Source organism: Mesorhizobium sp. C264A (assembly GCF_040324515.1).
GTDB lineage: Bacteria > Pseudomonadota > Alphaproteobacteria > Rhizobiales > Rhizobiaceae > Mesorhizobium.
On record NZ_JAMYVY010000002.1, the window covers coordinates 2404279 to 2422687 of the forward strand.

Annotated in this window: 24 protein-coding genes and 1 tRNA gene; 12 read left to right on the forward strand and 13 right to left on the reverse strand. The window is 58.4% G+C overall.

What is annotated here, in order from left to right:
* Positions 1-66: 66 nt before the first annotated feature.
* A complete protein-coding gene (locus tag NKL04_RS30795; RefSeq protein WP_023700965.1) occupies positions 67-1026 on the reverse strand; it encodes a LysR family transcriptional regulator in 960 nt (319 codons plus the stop codon).
* 476 nt (positions 1027-1502) lie between these two features.
* On the opposite strand from NKL04_RS30795, the gene NKL04_RS30800 reads away from it, so the two are divergent.
* The gene (locus NKL04_RS30800; protein WP_023700966.1) at positions 1503-2729 is read left to right on the forward strand and encodes a tyrosine-type recombinase/integrase; all 1227 of its coding nucleotides are present in this window, start codon (positions 1503-1505) and stop codon (positions 2727-2729) included.
* Positions 2730-2759: 30 nt separating this feature from the next.
* Here NKL04_RS30800 and NKL04_RS30805 read toward each other — a convergent pair whose 3' ends face one another.
* Positions 2760-3311 carry a hypothetical protein gene (locus NKL04_RS30805; protein ID WP_023700967.1) on the reverse strand — a complete coding sequence of 184 codons (552 nt, stop codon included), beginning with the start codon at positions 3309-3311 and terminating at the stop codon, positions 2760-2762.
* 76 nt (positions 3312-3387) lie between these two features.
* Here NKL04_RS30805 and NKL04_RS30810 point away from each other — a divergent pair, with 76 nt between their 5' ends.
* The 5 genes from NKL04_RS30810 to NKL04_RS30830 all read left to right on the forward strand — a co-directional run bounded on the left by NKL04_RS30810 (position 3388) and on the right by NKL04_RS30830 (position 7737).
* Entirely contained in the window at positions 3388-3648 is a 261-nt protein-coding gene (locus tag NKL04_RS30810) for a helix-turn-helix domain-containing protein (protein ID WP_023700968.1), read from the forward strand.
* Between the two features lie 96 nt (positions 3649-3744).
* Positions 3745-5130, forward strand: a complete 1386-nt coding sequence (locus NKL04_RS30815) for a KAP family P-loop NTPase fold protein (RefSeq protein WP_198029302.1) — start codon at positions 3745-3747, stop codon at positions 5128-5130.
* 578 nt (positions 5131-5708) lie between these two features.
* Positions 5709-6194 carry a hypothetical protein gene (locus tag NKL04_RS30820; RefSeq protein WP_023700970.1) on the forward strand — a complete coding sequence of 162 codons (486 nt, stop codon included), beginning with the start codon at positions 5709-5711 and terminating at the stop codon, positions 6192-6194.
* Positions 6195-6283: 89 nt separating this feature from the next.
* Complete coding sequence (locus NKL04_RS30825) at positions 6284-6847, forward strand: recombinase family protein (RefSeq protein WP_245271388.1); 564 nt, start codon at positions 6284-6286, stop codon at positions 6845-6847.
* Between the two features lie 116 nt (positions 6848-6963).
* Complete coding sequence (locus NKL04_RS30830; RefSeq protein WP_156951464.1) at positions 6964-7737, forward strand: hypothetical protein; 774 nt, start codon at positions 6964-6966, stop codon at positions 7735-7737.
* Between the two features lie 151 nt (positions 7738-7888).
* On the opposite strand, the gene NKL04_RS30835 is transcribed toward NKL04_RS30830, so the two are convergent.
* The 8 genes from NKL04_RS30835 to NKL04_RS30870 all read right to left on the reverse strand — a co-directional run bounded on the left by NKL04_RS30835 (position 7889) and on the right by NKL04_RS30870 (position 12523).
* Positions 7889-8650 carry a trypsin-like peptidase domain-containing protein gene (locus NKL04_RS30835; RefSeq protein WP_023700973.1) on the reverse strand — a complete coding sequence of 254 codons (762 nt, stop codon included), beginning with the start codon at positions 8648-8650 and terminating at the stop codon, positions 7889-7891.
* A 247-nt stretch (positions 8651-8897) separates the two neighbouring features.
* Entirely contained in the window at positions 8898-9224 is a 327-nt protein-coding gene (locus tag NKL04_RS30840) for a hypothetical protein (protein WP_023700974.1), read from the reverse strand.
* A gap of 71 nt (positions 9225-9295) precedes the next feature.
* Entirely contained in the window at positions 9296-9637 is a 342-nt protein-coding gene (locus NKL04_RS30845) for a hypothetical protein (protein WP_023700975.1), read from the reverse strand.
* A gap of 205 nt (positions 9638-9842) precedes the next feature.
* Positions 9843-11273, reverse strand: coding sequence for a virulence-associated E family protein (locus NKL04_RS30850; RefSeq protein ID WP_023700976.1), 1431 nt, complete (start codon positions 11271-11273; stop codon positions 9843-9845).
* Positions 11258-11488, reverse strand: a complete 231-nt coding sequence (locus tag NKL04_RS30855; RefSeq protein ID WP_023700977.1) for a hypothetical protein — start codon at positions 11486-11488, stop codon at positions 11258-11260. The genes NKL04_RS30850 and NKL04_RS30855 overlap by 16 nt, the downstream gene beginning before the upstream one ends.
* Before the next feature lie 53 nt (positions 11489-11541).
* Positions 11542-11955 carry a hypothetical protein gene (locus tag NKL04_RS30860; RefSeq protein WP_023700978.1) on the reverse strand — a complete coding sequence of 138 codons (414 nt, stop codon included), beginning with the start codon at positions 11953-11955 and terminating at the stop codon, positions 11542-11544.
* Positions 11942-12304: a hypothetical protein gene (locus NKL04_RS30865; protein WP_023700979.1), complete on the reverse strand. Its 363-nt coding sequence runs from the start codon at positions 12302-12304 to the stop codon at positions 11942-11944. Before NKL04_RS30865 ends, NKL04_RS30860 begins: the two co-directional genes overlap by 14 nt.
* 12 nt (positions 12305-12316) lie before the next feature.
* Positions 12317-12523: a helix-turn-helix transcriptional regulator gene (locus tag NKL04_RS30870; protein WP_023700980.1), complete on the reverse strand. Its 207-nt coding sequence runs from the start codon at positions 12521-12523 to the stop codon at positions 12317-12319.
* 578 nt (positions 12524-13101) lie between these two features.
* On the opposite strand from NKL04_RS30870, the gene NKL04_RS30875 reads away from it, so the two are divergent.
* On the forward strand, positions 13102-13578 hold the full coding sequence (locus NKL04_RS30875) for a hypothetical protein (RefSeq protein WP_156951466.1): 477 nt from the start codon (positions 13102-13104) through the stop codon (positions 13576-13578).
* 3 nt (positions 13579-13581) lie between these two features.
* Here NKL04_RS30875 and NKL04_RS30880 read toward each other — a convergent pair whose 3' ends face one another.
* Positions 13582-13737: a hypothetical protein gene (locus tag NKL04_RS30880; RefSeq protein ID WP_023700983.1), complete on the reverse strand. Its 156-nt coding sequence runs from the start codon at positions 13735-13737 to the stop codon at positions 13582-13584.
* Between NKL04_RS30880 and NKL04_RS30885 the strand changes: the two genes are divergently transcribed.
* Complete coding sequence (locus tag NKL04_RS30885; RefSeq protein ID WP_023700984.1) at positions 13736-14452, forward strand: hypothetical protein; 717 nt, start codon at positions 13736-13738, stop codon at positions 14450-14452. The two genes, NKL04_RS30880 and NKL04_RS30885, sit on opposite strands and share 2 nt — an antisense overlap.
* A 156-nt stretch (positions 14453-14608) precedes the next feature.
* Here NKL04_RS30885 and NKL04_RS30890 read toward each other — a convergent pair.
* Positions 14609-14698 (reverse strand) — tRNA-Ser (locus NKL04_RS30890).
* A gap of 361 nt (positions 14699-15059) precedes the next feature.
* On the opposite strand from NKL04_RS30890, the gene NKL04_RS30895 reads away from it, so the two are divergent.
* The 4 genes from NKL04_RS30895 to NKL04_RS30910 all read left to right on the forward strand — a co-directional run bounded on the left by NKL04_RS30895 (position 15060) and on the right by NKL04_RS30910 (position 18018).
* Positions 15060-15791, forward strand: coding sequence for a DUF2569 domain-containing protein (locus NKL04_RS30895; RefSeq protein ID WP_245271389.1), 732 nt, complete (start codon positions 15060-15062; stop codon positions 15789-15791).
* A gap of 111 nt (positions 15792-15902) precedes the next feature.
* The gene (locus NKL04_RS30900; RefSeq protein ID WP_023691865.1) at positions 15903-16226 is read left to right on the forward strand and encodes a hypothetical protein; all 324 of its coding nucleotides are present in this window, start codon (positions 15903-15905) and stop codon (positions 16224-16226) included.
* 251 nt (positions 16227-16477) lie between these two features.
* Positions 16478-17467, forward strand: a complete 990-nt coding sequence (locus NKL04_RS30905) for a BMP family lipoprotein (RefSeq protein ID WP_023671120.1) — start codon at positions 16478-16480, stop codon at positions 17465-17467.
* A gap of 89 nt (positions 17468-17556) precedes the next feature.
* Positions 17557-18018, forward strand: a complete 462-nt coding sequence (locus NKL04_RS30910; RefSeq protein WP_023700985.1) for a GNAT family N-acetyltransferase — start codon at positions 17557-17559, stop codon at positions 18016-18018.
* On the opposite strand, the gene NKL04_RS30915 is transcribed toward NKL04_RS30910, so the two are convergent.
* Positions 18013-18399 (reverse strand): hypothetical protein, encoded by a 387-nt coding sequence (locus NKL04_RS30915; protein WP_023700986.1) that lies wholly within the window; start codon positions 18397-18399, stop codon positions 18013-18015. The genes NKL04_RS30910 and NKL04_RS30915 overlap by 6 nt on opposite strands.
* Positions 18400-18409: the final 10 nt, after the last annotated feature.

Genomic DNA, 18409 nt, shown 5'->3' on the forward strand with positions numbered 1-18409 from the left:
CGCTGCTCATAGTTGCGAAGCACTCCCAGCTGAAAAGCGGTTGAGTGGTGAAGCAGCGCCCGCGACTTATTTTACGGCCGACCCCGGTGCTCCGAGGGTGCCTTGGTGTCTCTTGCTCCGCGATTCGTTGTAGATTCCCACGATGATTTCCCGGAGCCACCTGGTTCCCGGGTCATTCGCCATCTGGCGGTGAACAATAAGCCAGGCATTCACATTCGCTATCGGAAGGGGTGGCGGGACCAACGTCACCTCACTCCTCTCATCCAGCATTTGCAGGATGGCATCACCGCAATGGGTAATCAGTTCAGTGCCGCGAAGCGCCCAGGGCAGCACCGGATAGTTCGAGATGGTCGCAACGACATTGCGGCGAAGACCCATCTGTTTGAGGGCGGCATCCGCGAGGCCTTCCGCCAGGCCATCTGCGGAAATCTGGAGGTGGGAACTGGCCAGATAGGTTTCCAGCGTCATTGCGCTTCTGGCGATCTTGCTTCCGCTCCACACTGCGCAAAACAATCGGTCCTGGCCAAGCTCCACCTTCAAGAGACCTGGGTCGTCGCGTATCGCTGCTCCCGTCAGCGCGCAGTCAACTTGTCTCAGATAGACCGATGAACCGATTTCGGGTCCGTTTGCGGGAATGACGTTCAGCGTCGCGCCAGGAGCTTGCCTGGAAAATTCTCGAATGAGGCCCGGGATGAAAACCATGGCATGATAATCTGTAAGTCCAACGCGAAAGTTGCGCCGCGTCGTTGCTGGATTGAAGATCTGATGCCGGTCGATCGATGCGCGGATCGTTGCGAGTGCGGCGGAAATATTCGACAGCAGCTCAACTGCCCGGGGAGTCGGCCGCATCTCGCCGCCATCTCTGGTGAACAATTCATCCCGCAATAGATACCGAAGCTTCGACAGGGAGTGGCTTACAGCTGATTGTGTTCTGCCCAATTCGGTAGCCGCCCGCGTCACGCTCCTTTCCCGCATCATCACGTCAAAGACCCGCAATAGATTGAGGTCGATATCGTTATAATTCATGGAATTACCTCATCTGCGACCTGAGACCGCACCAGGCGGCACTAACGCGTTGGTTGCGACGGTGACAGATGGGGCACGAAGAGTGAAGACAGAGGTCCGGCTACGCCTTTGAAACTCTGGCGGTTGAACAGGTGACGGCGACCGCCGGATCGCTCCGCGGCATTTCTGCGCCTGGCTTGGCGAGCAAGCCGGCAATCCGCCATGAACCCAGGGCGAGCATGTGAAGTAAAGTCAGCCGCACCCGCTGGGATGGAAAATCGCAGCGGTTTCAATGGCTTGATAATGGCGGAGAGAGCGTCCGTCCGCCGCACTCACGACAGGTTCCGCCGAGTTCCGAAAACGCAACAAATACAACGGAAAAATAGCCAAAATCAATCCGAAGAGTTCTGCCCAATTCCAGCTAAATCCAATGCTTGTTTGTGGGTTGGATTGTAGGTATGTTTTGCCCATCGCAAACAATAGTGCTGGGCGGGCGTATGGCCAGGTCGATCAACAATCTAAGCGCCGTCGAGGTGGCGAAGAAATCAAAGCCAGGCACGTACGGTGACGGCGGCGGGCTTTATTTGCAAGTGGCGAAGAGTACCGCGAAGGGTGCGCAAGACGGCGACGTCACAAAGTCCTGGCTCTTCCGCTTCATGCTTGCTGGCAAGGCCCGGTACATGGGGCTTGGGGACGTTCAGACCTTCAACCTTAAGGAGGCGCGGGAGAGGGCGCGGGCGGCAAGGCAACTCGTGTCGGACGGCAAAGACCCTATTGAGGAGCGCCACGAGCGCACAGCTACTCTCCGCGCCGACGATGCCAAGCGGATCACGTTCAAGCAGGCGTCCGAACGCTACATCGCGGCGCAGAAGGCGGGGTGGAAGAACGTCAAACATGCGGAGCAGTGGCGCAATACGCTCGCAACTTATGCGTGGCCTGTAATCGGCGACTTGCCGGTCGCGAAGGTGGACACCGCCCACGTGATGCAAATCGTTGAGCCGATCTGGACGACGAAAACTGAAACAGCTACCCGCGTCAGAGGTCGCGTCGAATTGGTGCTCGATTGGGCGAAGGCACGACACTACCGCAGCGGTGACAACCCAGCACGGTGGCGCGGGCACCTCGACAAGCTGCTTCCGGCACGGTCGAAAGTCGCCAAAGTCGAGCACCACGCAGCGATGCCATACGCCGAGCTTCCCGCATTCATGTCGCAGCTCCGATCGATGGATAGCATCTCGGCCCGAGCGCTTGAGTTCACAATCCTTACTGCCGTCCGCACAGGTGAGGCTATCGGGGTGATGGAGAGCGAGATTGATTTCGCCAACAAGCTCTGGACCATCCCGGCCGCGCGCATGAAGGCCGACCGACCGCATCGCGTCCCGCTCTCGGATCGTGCGATCGACATCTTGAAGAGCGTTCCGCGCGAGGCGGATAGCCCCTATCTTTTCCCCGGCGCCCGAACCGGGAAGCCGCTGAGCAACATGGCGATGCTAGAACTGCTACGCGGCATGGAGGGAATGAGGGGTCTGACAGTCCACGGCTTCCGCTCTACGTTCCGCGATTGGGCCGCCGAGAGGTCAAATTTCCCGCGCGAGATTGCAGAGGCGGCGTTAGCCCACGTCCTATCTGACAAGACGGAGGCTGCGTACCAGCGCGGCGACCTTTTGGAGAAGCGCCGCAAGCTTATGACCGCATGGGCCGGCTTTGCCGCGACAGCAAGATAGGTGCCACAGCGGCCCAACTTAGCGCATGTCCTATTTGGATGAGGCTGAGCCCTTGGCTCGGACGATAAATGTGGAAGAGATGTCATTGCAGATCGCCTGAAATCTCTGAAAATTTCTCTTGTGCTCATCAAGCCCGGTTGAGTCGGCGTCGAAGATTCTTTTCAAGGCCCCCTTATTTTGTCGCGCAACGTCCTCATAGCCATCCCGACTAAGTTTGCCTTCTATCAGCTGCTCGGCGGCCTTGGTTTCGGCATTGTAATAGGTCTCCATATCCGGCCAGTCGGCCGCCTTGGCCAGCTCCGACATCTGCAAGCTCTCGAAGCCGCTGACCTTCAATGCCCAAGCGGCATCGTTTCCACCCTTCAGAAAGTTTTGAGCGACGGTGTCGCGATAGTTTATGCTGATGGTTCCACGTACGCAGAGCAGTACGGATTTCCTTTCAGTCGCGCTGAGCCCCACGAGCTTTGGGTCGATGTCATATTGTGACTGCCCCTGGCTTTGGGGTAGCGCTTGTCCTTGCGTCAGAATAAGCCACGCCGCCACAAAGAAACCGCCTCTGATCGAATGTCCTTTGAGGCCCATGCCCGCGCCTTCGATGTCACCAATACTCGTCTTATATGACGTGGTTTCATAGAGTGCCAGATGTTGCTCTGACTAAATGGATGTCAGGGAACGGGTAGGCTGGAATGTCCGGCGTTTGCGGGTTGAGAAGGGCATGTCGCAAGACCACCTTGCGTATGTCGCCGAGATCGAACGCGCGTATGTCGGCTACCTAGAGCGCGGCAAGCGGAATGCGACGCTCACGACGCTCGAAAAAGTAGCGAAGGTTCTTGGTCACGACGTCTCTGAGTTATTCGCCATTCCCCCGAAAGACGCTGAACCGATTGCCCCGCTGAACCCAGGACGGCGAAAGGGCTAACAAGCGACCGAGTCGGTGTCATTCGCTGTTGCTGAATTGATCCAAACACCGCTATCACCTCCACCAGTGATGCCCCGAGTTAGAGGAGGTAAGCTGGTGTCGGACATTTGGCTGGGCGATCTTCTTAACCGCAGAGATGACGCTAAATTTCTGATCGACTACTTGCTTCGCCGTAACGAGCTCGCGGTTCGCGTCGGTGAGCGGGGAACGTCGATCAACGTGACTGCCCCATGGGGAGCCGGCAAGACGTACTTTGTGAACCAGATGGCCAAGCAACTCGAGGCGGACGGCTGCAACGTAGCGCTGGTTGATGCCTGGCGTGACGATCACGCAGAAGATCCAATCTTCGCCGTTATGTCCGCTGTACTTAAAGCCCTTGGGCAGACGGGGAAGAAAGCGTCTTTCAAAAAGGCGCTGAAAGACAATGCCGGCAAAATTGCAATCCGAGCTGGCAAGGGCCTACTCAGTCGCGGCGCCGCATTTGTGATCGGACAGTCAGCTGTCGATGGGATCGCTGAGGAAGTCATTAAATCGGTTGCTGACGCCAGCCTTGAGTCTGCCAACGACTATGCTGAACGAGCGCTCCGCCTGTTTGACGAGGGACAAGAAGCAATAGACGATTTTCGGCGCAGGCTCTCGGAGGGCGTGAAAGACGAGCAGCCATTGTTTGTTATCGTAGACGAACTGGACCGCTGCCGACCAATTTACGCGGTTGCCCTGTTGGAGAGGATTAAACACCTCTTCGATGTCCCCAACGTCATTTTCATAGCTGCCACACATTCCGATCAGTTGGCAGAAACGATCAAGGCGGTTTATGGCCAAGGATTCGATGCGGAGCGCTACTTACTCCGGTTTTTCGATCGGACCTACACGTTTGATAAGCCGAGTTTGAATGCGTTCGTTGCCGCCCGTTGGGTATCCTTGGGTTTCGACAACGACCGCATTATGGATTTCCGTGGCAAAACGCACACTGAATCAATTGCCGCGATGGCTACCGGATTCGGATTATCTCTGCGCGATATCGACCAGTGCTTGGGCATCCTTTGGAGCATCGTCGAGCTGTCGGATAATAATATCCCGTTTCCGATGCTGTTGGCTTTCCCTGCAATAGTTGCGTACCAGCAGAGACGGATGTTGATTTTTGAGCACTTGACCAGAGATTTTGACGTCCCCACGCCGAAGGATTTTAGGGATTATTTGTCAACCAGGCCAATGTTTGAACTCGAACAAATCGATCATTCTGGGAATAAAACTGGAAACAAGGAGGCTGTATCAATTTACGATTTCGCTGTTCAAATGCAGAGCATTCTTAACAACGGATTGACGGCGCGCATAAACGACTCTTCCCCAGCTGGACGGTACGCAGAAGATTTTAGGTCCAGAGAATTTTCGCTTTTTGGCAGCGCGCATTACGGCCATGTAAATTCATTTCTTCGAAACCTGAATGTAATGATCCGTAAGGCCGGTCGGCTCTCTGAATGAAGTTGGGGCTTCCAACCTTTGGCAGACCACGCAGCAAGGGTGGCCCGCTGAAGGACTTCCGGAATTTCGCACAAAATTTGCGAGGGACCAGGCCGGGGCGGGGCGTCCCGGTGGCACCAGCGAAAGGCCCCCCACCGAATTGTGAAAAGGGGGTGGGGGGTCTCGAGTTCAAAGACCATACGCATTCGTTGCCCGCATTGGCCGCGTGGTGGGCGGGCGCATTGTCCCGGTCATATGGACGGTCGATGGCATGAACGCGCGTACACGGCCCGCCCACGGCCACGCCGCGCACGGTCGCCCCGCCCGCCATCCGCGATGATCGCCAACACATCGCATTGAGCCATACCCCAGGCCTCCGAACCGATCCGCGACACGCGGAATGCGTGTTCAAAAAACCCCTCCGAAACGCCCCCGCTGAAAGCGCGGAAATCCGGGCTTTTGAGCCTGTCATTTTTGCGTTCAAAAACCATTTGTTTTTCGCACATTGCGCTTGACTGCCGCGCATAGTAGAGGGACATTTTTCGAGTAAATTCAGTCACTTAACGCGGCGCAGCCGCACCATTGAAGGAGATACACCTATGCAAGTAGTGCGCACGTTTTCACATCGCGAGTTCGGCCATTTAGGCGAGGCCACTTTGGCCGTCGAAAAGGGCAAATGGACGTTGGACGGCCAAGCCCTTCCTGACGCCTCGGTTGAATACCTGATGGGCTTCGCGCTCCAATCTCTGCAGGACGCATACGCGGGCGCGAAGAGTCAGGAGGCGGCCAGCGCCGCTTTCGATGCCAAGCGCAAGCGGCTGATCGAGGGCGCGATCGGCAGGACGGCTGGTCCTGCGGAAGAGCCGCACGTTCGGTTCATCCGCCAGATGGTTCGCAACGCGCTCAGCCCCGAGAGCAAGGCTCGGTATGAGCAGACCGACGCGAAGGACCGGAACAAGTTCCTCATGGGGCTTTTCACGGGGCTTCCCAACGCTGAACGCGACCGCCTCGACGCTCAGGCTAGGACTGCCCATCAGGCATCGCTTGCCGCCAAGGCTGCGACCGAGTTCGAGCTAACCATCTAACCGGCGCATCGCGAATGTTCAGCTGGGCGGCTCGTGAAAGCTGGCCGTCCGGTTGAACGCTATGCCACATCATGGAAAGGGCGAACGCCATGCGCGCCGCACTCTATCTTCGCGTATCGACCGACCAGCAGACCACCGACCGACAAGAGCGCGAATTGCGCGAAGTTGCGGGCCGCACTGGGTGGGACATTGTCCAAGTCTACCGCGATCACGGCGTTAGCGGAGCCAGCGCCAAGCGCCCCGCGTTCGACGCGCTCTGCAAAGATGCTGCCCGCCGGCGCTTCGACGTCGTGATGGCGTGGAGCGTTGATCGATTGGGCCGTTCACTTCAGGGCCTCGTTGCCTTCCTCTCCGACCTCCACGCGCTTCGCGTTGATCTCTTCCTCCATCAGCAGGGCATCGACACGACCACGCCTGCGGGCAAGGCCATGTTTCAGATGATGGGCGTGTTCGCGGAGTTCGAGCGCGCGATGATTAGCGAGCGCGTCAAATCAGGCCTCAACTCGGCGCGGGCGAAGGGGAAGAGGCTGGGCCGCCCTCGCGTTGCCAAGGCGACGGAGCAGGCAATCGCTTGTGATGAGGGCAGCGTCCGCGCGCTCGCTGCCAGGCACGGCGTTAGCGTCGGTACTGTGCAGCGGATCAAGCACCGCTGAAAGGTGAGGGGCGGGCGAAGCCATCGCTGAGAAGTTGGGGATTGGGCGGGCAGCGTGTTTCGCATTCTGAAGGAATGCGGCGTAAGCTCTCGCCTTGGGTTGAAGGGGGAGAATACATGGACGTGGAAGCTTTGCCGGCTCGCCCACAAAGAGCATCAGGATGGGTGAAGTTCGGGGGCATAGTGACAGCAATCTATGTTGCCTTCATTGCGTTCGTGTTGATGGACAGCGGGGCCGAAGGCTTTCTTCACATCACCAATGACAAGCTCTCGCTGAACACCTTTGGCGATTTCCTTGCAGGCGTGTGCGCGCCACTCGCGTTTCTCTGGCTCTTCGTAGCCACGATGGTTCAGTCGCAGGAACTCGCATTGCAGCGGGAGGAGTTGCGGCTGACGCGGAAGGAATTTCGGCTGAACCGAGATGTGGCCATGCAGCAAGCCGAGGAGGCCCGGAGTCAGGCGCGATTTATCGGAACGCAAACTGCGATCCTTCAAGCAGCCGAAATCGACAAGCTTATAGACACGCAGATCGAAGCGGTCATGCGGCGCGTGAACGAGATCCGAGGATACGCAATCCTGGTTGGCAGAGGCGGCGAGCAGGGAGCGGTCTACATTGGGTCTCCTGTCTCAGACCCGTTCGTTGATTTTGTTGAAGCCGCGAGAGGCCTAATAAGCGCTTCCGAAGGGCTTCGAAGCCTCAAGTCAATGCACCCCGACAGGAGGGCCCACTCCAAGAACCCAGGGGCATTACAGGCCATTCATCAGCTTTTGTGTGTGATTGACGCCAACGTGGCGAACGCATCGCAAAAGGTAGCGGCAAGGCTCAAGAACAGTGACTTTTCAGCTGCATTGGCTGCATCGGATTACCTAGTCGCTGAGTGCTGCGAATGAAATGCAGTTCGCCTTAGCGAGGCCTTGCAGGGGGATGCGGATCGATCTTCCACCCCATCGATCAAGCGGGCTGGAGGGTGGTTTCCAAACGCAAAGACAGCGTATCGGGCGGGTGAAGCACATATGCGGGGAGAACGATTTGCGCCTGCTTTCACGCGATGGTCTCTAGAATCTTGTCGATTGGCTCGACGATAGTGTAGCCCGAATTTTCGATATTCGTATTGACTGTCTTGAAATGGAGACTTTGCATTTTCTCATAGAACGGCACGAACGCTACTGCGATACCGATGGCACGAAAGCGCCTTTCGAAGACCTCATCGATGCATTCAACAACAAGGCCTCCACTGTTTCCCTGATACGACGGCGCATCAAGAATTATCGTTCTGTTTGCTTCGTTTAGCCCTGCGATAGCTCCACGCCTAATCAACGGTTTGTCGGGTTCTAACTGCCCAGCGTGACCGATCGACACGGGATAGCCAAACAAGAAGGCTTCGTTCGAAATGCCGACCTCGTCGAAGGGCAGCACTGTTTCGAGCGCATTTACGCCCACAAGGTGCGACCCTTGTGGAATGGTAGCGGTGACTCCCGGATCACTTTCTCCAGTAGCAGCGCCAGCAGCGATAGTCATAAGCTTTATCGCTGCTACGTCCGCTGCCGCGTGCCGCCGAACTGAGCCCGCTGCTGTCAAAACGGCAAGGTCAAGAGAGATAAGATTGCGCGCCGAAAATTTGGCCCAAAAGGACGTGGTCTCTGCGGTGTTGTTGTACAGCGTTCCGTCCGCCCGAAACAAAACATGTTTCGCGGTGATTAACCAAAGGGCGGTCTCGGTTCTTAGGTGAAAGCCACTTCCAGTTGATCCGCCGATTTGTATGTGAACGGGATAGTTAAGATTGTTGTCCGGTAAATAAGCCATCCTTGCCCCCAGCTACCAATACCGGTTTACAGTTGTTGCAGCGGGGCGGCAACACCGCAAGATGTCAGTCATTCGCAAGAGCTCATCGATGGCGATTTCTAGGCTCAGGCCGGTGGGGTGCCACAAGAGCAGTAAGGGTACGCCGGACCACCGTTTGCAGATTTCCGCGCAATGCCTCAGCGATGGTCAGCGGCAGAGGCCGGTGAGATTGGAAAATTGTATCGCCACCTTCGGTGAAAAAGTTGCCTCAACCCCTACTCGGACGCTTACCTGTGAAAGCAAGCAATTCCTTATGCTGAGGATCAAGCCGAACCGCCCAGGCATTGCCTTCCACTCGCTCGATATGGAAATTCCATGATGCCGAATTCGGTCCCAGCCCGTTGACAGAAATGGTATCGCCCAAGTTTTCAATGACGTGAAGGATCATCTCACCTTTAGGCATCTCCACAATGAGCATGTCCCCCTCGAACACCGGTGTCAGGGACTTCTCGAAGACTATGTGCATACCATCCTGAAGCGGGCCCACTGTAGCCTCACCATGGATATATCGTCCAATAAGAAGGTCTTCCGGCATGGTGATTCTCCCGCGCTTTACTGGAACGTATGCATTGGACTCTGTAGGTAAAAGGGCCTCCAAGCAGTTAATTAGTTCACTAACTTCCGCTTCGCCTCCATCCGCAGCCGCGCCGCCTCCAGCCGTAGGCCAAGGCCTTCCATCGGGTCCGCGCCCTTCGTGGTTCCGGGTGACACGCGCCTGGCCTCGACCTTTCGAATGAGCTTCAGCGCCTCCAGTTGTAGCCCAACATCTGTCTTGGGGTCATGTGCCACGCCCATCAAGAACTGGTACGTTAGGTCGAAGACCTCCGGCACCGTTTCATATTCAATGATAGCCTTGGCTGCCTCAATCGATCGCTCGACCGCCACGTCTGGCGAAGTCATGATGTCGAGTAGTTTCTGAAGCGCTTTGCTAATTTCAGGTTCGGCCATTTTCTTCCTCGTTTTGCCCGCTAAAAGCGGTAGATGCGGTAGCGGGGCGGTAGCGATTAAACCGTTGATTTTGAATGGCTTCTACCGGTTCTACCGGTTCTACCGGTCTAAAACCGTTGTGAATGGAAACGATGATCCGGGGGAAAGGTCTATGGCGCTACCGGTAGCGACCGGTAACACCGGTAGCGCACACCCGAGAGCCATATCACCCGCTCAACGTGAGGGGCGCTTTCCAGTAGCCCTTCACGTTGGCGCCATCCAGTCGGAGGACCTTCGGGCCGCTCCAGCCAAGCTTGCGCATGCAATCGCCCAGGCGCCGGTAGTCGGCCATCCGCGCATAGCGCATCTCTATGCCCATTACCTTCTCGAAGACAGTCTGCGTTGAAATCCGCAGTTCGCCCTCCGCAAGCTTCGCATGGAAGGGAAGGGCGCTGAGCAGCAAATCTTCCCACGGGTCGCCCGACACCCTTTCGGCCTGTCGTTCCGCCGCCGCTGCCCAAAGCCTTTCCGGGATTGAAATCGGCTCGGGGGCCTGGCGTTCTGCCTCTGCGGCCTCTGCCCAAAGTTGGGGCATGTCTTCCGCCAGCCCCTTTAGATCAATCTTGCCCACCGTCACCGGCCAGAACCGTCGGTTTCCGGTCGCGTCGTGGAGATACTGAGAGTCATTCGTCGTGCCGATGAAAATGCACCGGCGGGGCATCTCCTCCACAGAGCGCCCGAACGCCGGCCGCCCCCGATCATGAGTCTTCGAAACGAACTGTTTCACTACCCTGATGTCGGCATTCCGCAGACCCGCCAGTTCCGGGAGTTCGACAATCCATTTACCCTGAAGGAGCTCCTGTTGCTCCCTATAACTCACACCAATAGCGATTTCGTCCGAGAAGAAATCTTCGCCCCCGGCCATGATCTTCAGAACACTCGACTTACCGCGCCCCTGCGGGCCTTCCAGGACAAGCACGCAGTCAAATTTGCATCCGGGGCGGCGCGCCCTTCGAACGGCAGCAATCAAGACCGCTCGCGCGAAGGCTCGATTGAGTTCGTTGTCATCTGCGCCCAAATACGCGCTCAACCAAGTGTCGATCCTCGGCACCTTGTTCCAAGGATGCGCCTCAATTCGATCGAGCACCGGATTGAAGGAATTCTCTTGCGCCAGAAGACGGATCGCGTCGCGAGTGTGCGATGGCTCAGGATCGAAACCAAGCGTCTCTATGACCGCGCGGCGCACGTGCAGCACGATGTCATCCATCGTCACTCCGAGCCGCCCTTCAAGGCCCTCGCATATGACCTTCTGTCGGAACTCATCGAACCGAAAAATTACTCCAAGTTTCCGAATGGCCATCACCGCGTTGTCCAGTGAAGCCACAATGCCGCTGGGATTTCGGACGCGGCTAAGTCCCGATGTGGCGTCCGCCGTCTTGGCTGGGGCAGGGACTGCGGACGCCTGCTGCTTGCGGGTCAGTTGCTCCGCGAACATCTTTACTAGAGGTCCGTTGCCGCGCGCCGTCGGCTGTTCTTGCCCGCGTTCAAACGCCCTCCATTCCGCCTCGGCATCCGCCGTCAGCGCTGCCAGGTCCTCCTCCGTGATCGGCCCCAACACTTCCCAATCGAAAGCCTCAGCTTTCATCGCTTCGCGCACTGGCTCAATCTCCTCTGTTCCCTCTCAAGCATCACCGCCAATCCGCGCAAGAGCAGTTCCCGCGCTCGCGCCGTCCTCGGCAATTGAATGGTTTCCACGAGTTCCAGCGCCTCGAAGATGGGCTGCCACGCTGCCACAAACGCCTCATCAATCGGCGGGTCTGGCGGCGGCTGCCGCGCCGCCCGCACTTCATTGAGGTTGATTACCGTTCCCATTTCCTCGACTCCTTCAGGTCGCGAGCGCAGGAAGATCTCTCGGCCTCACCCAATTAGACCGGCTCAAGCGGGACGCTTTCGTCAAAGAAGCCGCGCCGCCTAAGTTCCGCCTCCGCCAACGCCCTCGCGCGCGCTTCGAGGGCCTGCTGTTCAGCGCTGGGCTCGACGCCCATGATCCGCATCGTCGCGTCGATCGCACGACAAGCTTCCAGCAACGCCGCCATTGGGTCGAGCTTCGCGGGCTCGATCTCGGCCAGCCACTCTTTATGGTGCTCAACAAAGAGCCGCCGGAACGCCCCTTCCACTTCGACCCAGGCAGCCGCCAGCCACATCAGCGCCATCATCACAGCCGGCACATTGTCGGACGCAGCCATCACTTGGCTCGCCAAGTCGCCATCGGCGAGACGAAGCCCGGCGAGAATACGCCGAGCCTCGACCTGTGTGCTTTTCCGCCTAGCCTTCGGCATGGCCGTTCCCCTCGATCAGCCCGATAAGCCAATCCCTCGTTTCAGTGTCTTCGCCCGCTATCGCCACGATGACGTGCGGTGCGCCGGCGGCTTTAATCCGCTGTTGCTTGGCCTGTGTTTCGCGCTGGAGTTCCAGATCGCGCCTATTGCCTTCCTGCATCTCGCCGCGCCAAGGCTCTGCGCCATAAGGCACCTCGTTCTTGTGGGCACCCTTGTAAAATTCCTTGTCGGCCATGAAGTCGACAAAGGACTCGTAATATTGTCCACGACGCGGCGCCGAGGGTGCGGGACCTTTCGGGTCCGGGGCGATGCCCTTCTTGAGGGCGCTGAAAGATGTTTCGTCGGCCATGTGCGTTCCTCCTTATGCCGCTGCGGCATCGCGCTGGGCGATCTTGCGTTCTTGCCATTCGGTCACGTCCGCGAGCCGCCACGCGACTGCCTTCGCCCCGATCTTGATCGGCTTGGGAAAATTCCCCTCCTTCATCTGTTCGTAAAGAGAGCTGGTCTTTAGCCCAGTGAGTCTTTCGACATCTGGGCGGCGGATGAAAGTATTACTTTCGTTACTCATTGGGCTTTCTCCTAGTCGGCAGTATTGCCAATTACACAACGCAATAATACCAGACAATTCCGCGTGGAAAATCCCGGAAATGGCGGTTTGTCCTTTTTTGTCCCCTAGATTTTCCCTGCGACACAACGTCGCACAACGTGGAGCCATACTTTGAACTACATTTTTATTTGGGTTCTTGGATTTCTGCTTTCCTCCGCGACTCCTAGTGAGTAGCGATTGCAGGCGGAGTCCCACCTGGGGCACTTGCGCGGGGAGTCGGATGTATGGGCTTTGTGCGGCGCACTAAAGCCATACCAGACCTGTACAGCTTGCTCTCCAATACGCCGCTAGCCCGGCGTTCGCTCCGAAGGTGGCGAGGCTATGCCTCAAACGCGGTTGGGGGATGTTATCTGGTTCAAGCGCGGCATAGTTGGTGTCTACCCCGAGCGCCATGACCGGTTGCTTGCAACGATGAAGGCAAGCGCCTTGCCTATCGGCGAATTGGTGAAGCCAGTCACGCCTAAGCAGAAAGCGCGCCGACTCCTACATTTGCGAAAAAAGAAGTAAAGTCGTCATCTCTCGATTCTTGGAGAATGGCGATGGTTGGTGAAGTCTTCGCGGGAATAAGCGCATTTAAGACCATGTTCGATTTGGCGAAGGCTCTTAAGGAGATGGACGCCGCGAACATTCGGAATAACGCCGTCATGGATTTGCAAGAGAGGATCATGACGGCTCAAGCAGCTTATGCGACGTTGGCCGGCAGCGTAGGCGAGCTTGAAGCACAGGTGAGACGCTTCGAAACATGGGAGGCTGAGAAACAGCGCTACCAGCTTGAGGAGCTGCCACCCGGTATTCTTATGTACCGTCTGAAGGCTGGTATGGAGAACGGCGAACCGCCTCATAAGATATGTGCCAATTGCTATAACAAAGGCATCAAATCGCTGCTGCATAATCGCGGTCAAGCTAATGGCCTCACTCATTGGAGGTGTCATTCCTGCGGTTTTGATGAGAAGACAGGAACCTTCATTACGCCCCAACGGGGCAATCGCGGCGGCGGCGGTTGGATGGCCAGTTAATGGCTACTTTGCCTTCGCGTTCTGAGAACGTTTAGCCGGTCTTGCTTCCGGCTTTTCCTTCGCAGCTTTATCGCCGTGCGGCTTCGGTGGCGTCTTCAACAGGCGACGCAAAACCTCGTCGCCCTTTTCCAGGTCTTTGTCCTTGGGGGTTTCTGGCATGGCTTCAGACCTAGATGAAACCCAAGATCGCATAACGTGGTGCGGCAATCGCAGCTTGACGCTTAGCGCGCAGATCGATCAGTTCATAAGTTCCGGCGCCTATCACATATCGCACGAAGTGGACGCGGATAGCGGAGACGGCACCTTTTACGTCCAGCTAGTGAAGAAAATACCTTCAGACTTTCGCATAGAGGCCGGCAGTATCGTGCATGAATTACGCGCCACGCTAGACAATCTAGCGTGTGTTCTGGCGATTAGGAACGGCAAGAGTGCTCAAAACACTTACTTTCCCATATCCCGATCGCTCGCCATCTTCGAGGACGACGGGATCAAACGCAAACTCCGCAATCTTTCGGATGCAGACAGAGAGACCATTGCCACGTTCAAACCCTATGACGGTGGCAATCAACTGCTCTTCTCCCTCCACGCCTGCGACCTCGTTCGAAAGCATCAAAGGCTGATCGCCTCGTCCAGCGGAATCAAACGATTCGCCCTCGGAGAGGCGCGAATTACATCCCTCGCGCTTCTGGGTGCGAGCACCATCACCGAGAAACGCCAACCCTTCGCGAGAGTCGGAAAGGGTTCCTACATCGATTTGTCCGTAGGGATCGATCTTAGCTTGTCCGAACCAGAGTTCATTCGCGGACGCCCAGTCTCGACCGTGCTAAGCGATTTCACGCGCCATGTTCAGGCGATAGTGGGCATCTTCACCTGAACCATAATCCGTGCCGGCCTGTCGCGACTCATTCATAGGAATTCTTCCCGGTACGTCAGGTGTATAAATAGGAAAATATTCCTATGTGGGTAGGAATGTGGGATGGTGGCAGCGACCCTTATAACCTGTTGATTTTGTTGGATTTTCCTCGATAAATGGCGGAGAGAGCGGGATTCGAACCCGCGTTACGGTCTCCCGTAAACACACTTTCCAGGCGTGCGCCTTCAACCACTCGGCCACCTCTCCGTCCTTGCATTCGCGCCCGGCCGGTTTTGCCACGCGGGTTGGGGAGATGCATCCCTTTGGGATTTGCGGGAAGACCCGCTTGATGGACACCGCCAACCAGCGGATGCCCTTCCCGGCGCCCGTCAATCAAACAGGCGCGGGGCTCATCTAGTCGATCCGGCGCCGAATGCCAAGCCATAACGGCAGTCTATTCGCTTTGCCGGCCATGCATCGTTTCGCGGGGCCGCCAACGCCTCCGCTTCAAAGGTGCTTTCGGCTCTGAATGGTGTGCACGGGCGAGGCGGCAGAGCCGGGCGCGCTTGACTTCGGCCCGGGCCCCCTGTCGAGTGAGGCGGAGGCTTTGCGGGGGCAACGTCCAGGCATGACATCGAGCAATGAACAGCCGGCCAGCGGAACGCCGGCCGCAGGCGTGCCAGGCAGCGGGCTGCCGCTGCCTGGGCGTTCGGACCTGTCCTTCATCCCGGTGGGCTGGCTTGTCGTCGTCATGGCATGGTCGGCCTACGGGCTGGTCTCGGCCCGGTGGCTGGTCGGCAGCTCCGGCCTGCCGGATACAGTCTTCTACCTGCTGCTGGGCGGGCTCGCCGCCAACATCATCACCATCCTGTGGGGGCTTTACCTGCTCGGCCTCGCCTTCGGCCGCTCGGAGCACTTTCCGCGCCAATTCATCATCTGGCAGATCGCCATCATCGTCTTTCTGTTGGCGCGGCAAGCCTATACCCTGGCCGTGCCCGATTTCGTCTTCTCCGCCAGGGGCCTGACCATCACCGGCGCCGAAATCGGTATCGGCCTGTTCTGCATTTACCTGCTGCGCCGCCATGCCGGACCCGCAGCCGTCTATACCGAGCGGCAAGCGCAAACACCGCAGGTCTTCGCCTCGGTTGTCGCCGCGCTGGTCGGCATCCTCCTCGGCGCCGTCGTCGGCGCCGTGGCCGGCTTCGCGCTCGGGGCAGGGATCGCCGAAGTCACCGACATCAGCTGTTTCGAAGGCGGCTGCGGTTATTTCGCGGTGTTCATCGGCCTTGTCGGGCTGGTGGTCGGCGCCATCGTCGGCGGTATCCTCGGCGTCTGGCTCGTTCATCGGCGCAAGCGATAGACTTCAAATTCGCGTAAGCCGATTGCGCGCCGGGCGTACGCATTCTATTCCTCGCCTGTGACCGGAAGGTCCTCGGGAGGAGCTTGAGGACCAGGCCGGGGGAAAGATCTGATGTTGCGTTTTTTGTTTCGCCTCGCGGCCATGGTCGCACTCTCGGTCGCCGTCATCATGGCGGTACTCGACGCGACGCGCTCGGTGGCGGCTTCCGCATTGGTCATGACGCCGCTGAATTCGAGCTGGCTGGCGGTTTCGCCCGACACCCGCGCGGCCTTCGAGACCTTCGTGCGCGCCAAGGTCAATCCGATGATATGGGATGGCGGCATCGCCTGGGTGCTTGCCCAGCCGGGGTTTGCCGTGTTCGCGGTGCTTGCCTTCATCCTCTATGCGATCGGCTACCGGCGCCGGCGGCGCGGCGGAGAATTCGCGCCGGGCTGATGGGTTGTCCCGGCGGACTTGCGACGACAATGCGGCAATCGTCCGCGGCAGTCATTGCCCAAGCCTGCTTTTCCAAGGGGAGGCATGCTTTTCCAAAAGGTCAAAATTCCGCGTGAATTTTGTTTCGGGCCGTGCCAGATTGCCCTGAGCGGGAGGGGAGTACACTCCTGGCTGATGCCGCATGTCTGCCGGAGAACCGGGCAGGCGGGCGGCGCGTAACGGAAAAAAATAACCGACAGGGTGTGGATCACATGAAACGTATCGTTCTCGGCCTCCTGGCCGCAACCGCAATGGTTCTTCCGGCTTTCGCCGCGGATGTCCAGCCGGCCATCCTCTACGATCTCGGCGGCAAGTTCGACAAATCCTTCAACGAGGCTGCCTATCACGGCGCCGAAAAGTTCAAGACCGAGACCGGCACCGCCTATGTCGAGTTCGAAGTGTCCAATGCCTCGCAGCGCGAGCAGGCGCTGCGCCGCTTCGCCGAAGACGGCCGCAACCCGATCGTCATGGCCGGCTTTGCCTGGGAGGATGCGCTGAAGGTGGTCGCGAAGGAATATCCCGATCTCAACTTCGCCATCATCGACGATGCCGTCGATATGCCCAATGTCCGCTCGCTTGTCTTCAAGGAAAATGAAGGCTCCTATCTCGTCGGCATCATGGCGGCGATGGCCTCGAAGTCCAAGAAGGTCTCCTTCATCGGCGGCATGGACATTCCGCTGATCCGCAAGTTCGAATGCGGCTATGTCGGCGGCGCCAAGGCAGCCGGTGCGACCGACGTCATCCAGAACATGACCGGCGACACGCCGGCGGCGTGGAACGATCCGGCCAAGGGCGGCGAGATCGCCAAGACGCAGATCGACCAGGGCTCCGACGTGGTCTATGCCGCGGCCGGCGGCACCGGCGTCGGCGTGCTGCAGGCGGCGGCGGATGCCGGCAAGCTCGGCATCGGCGTCGATTCCAACCAGAACGGCCTGCAGCCCGGCAAGGTGCTGACCTCGATGCTGAAGCGTGTCGACGTGGCCGTCTACACCGCCTTCATGGACGGCAAGAACGGCACCTTCAAAGGCGGCCTGCAAAATCTCGGCCTCAAGGAAGGCGGTGTCGACTACGCCATGGACGACAACAACAAGGCGCTGGTCACCGACGAGATGAAGGCTGCCGTCGAAAAGGCCAAGGCCGACATCATCGCCGGCACGATCCAGGTGCACGACTATACCGCCGACAACGCCTGCCCGTATTGATCTCTATCCATTAGAGTTGAAACCGCCGGGCGAGAGTCCGGCGGTTTTGTTTTTGGGTTTTGACGGGGGCCGCAACTTGAGAGGCGAGAGTGAAGCCGACCATCGGACCGATGACCGAACGCGATGTTGATGCAGTGGCGCGACTGCGCATCGCCGCCTTTTTCGAGGGCAGCGCAAGAACGCTGAATGAGGACGTCGCCGGGCTTCGCGAGTTGCTCAATGGAGATGGCTTCGAGGCGGCGCTTGTGGCGCGGATAGGGGAGGTCCCGGTCGGGACCTGCCTGCTGGTTCGCCACGAAATTGAACCCGCGCATGAGCTGACGCCTTGGCTGGCGGGATTGGTCGTCGATAGCGACCACCGCGGCAAAGGGATCGGCCGCGCGCTGGTTGCAGCCATCGAAGCGCATGCAACCGCGATCGGTGTGGAGAGGACCTACCTCTATACGTGGGTGGCGCGAGACTTCTATGCCGGGCTCGGTTGGGCAGTGGTCGAGTCGTTTGAGCAGGACGGCTACCCGATGCTGCTGATGTCGCGCGAACTCGGCCTATAGCTGTCCGACGAGATAACCCAGCGCAAACACTACCATCAGCGCGATGGCGATGACGGCGCCGCGTCGGCCACCGAGCGAATGCACGCCGACGCCATAGGGCTTCCGCTCCAGTCTGCCGATCACCGGCTTCGCTTCGTCCTGGCCAATCACACGCATCTGCGGCAGTTCGGCGATGCGTTGCGAGATCAGCCGCCAGCGATCGCTGCCGCCCGATGGCGCACCACGGTCGAGGACATGCATGCGCTCGGCCAGCCGCATCACCGTGTCGCGGAAGGCGGGATCGATCTCCAGGTCGCGCTCGGCACGTTCGCGGTCGCGATCGTTCATCAGGCCAAGCACATAATCGCCCGCCCGCGCAATGCGATCGCTTTCACTGGCCATAGGCTTCTCC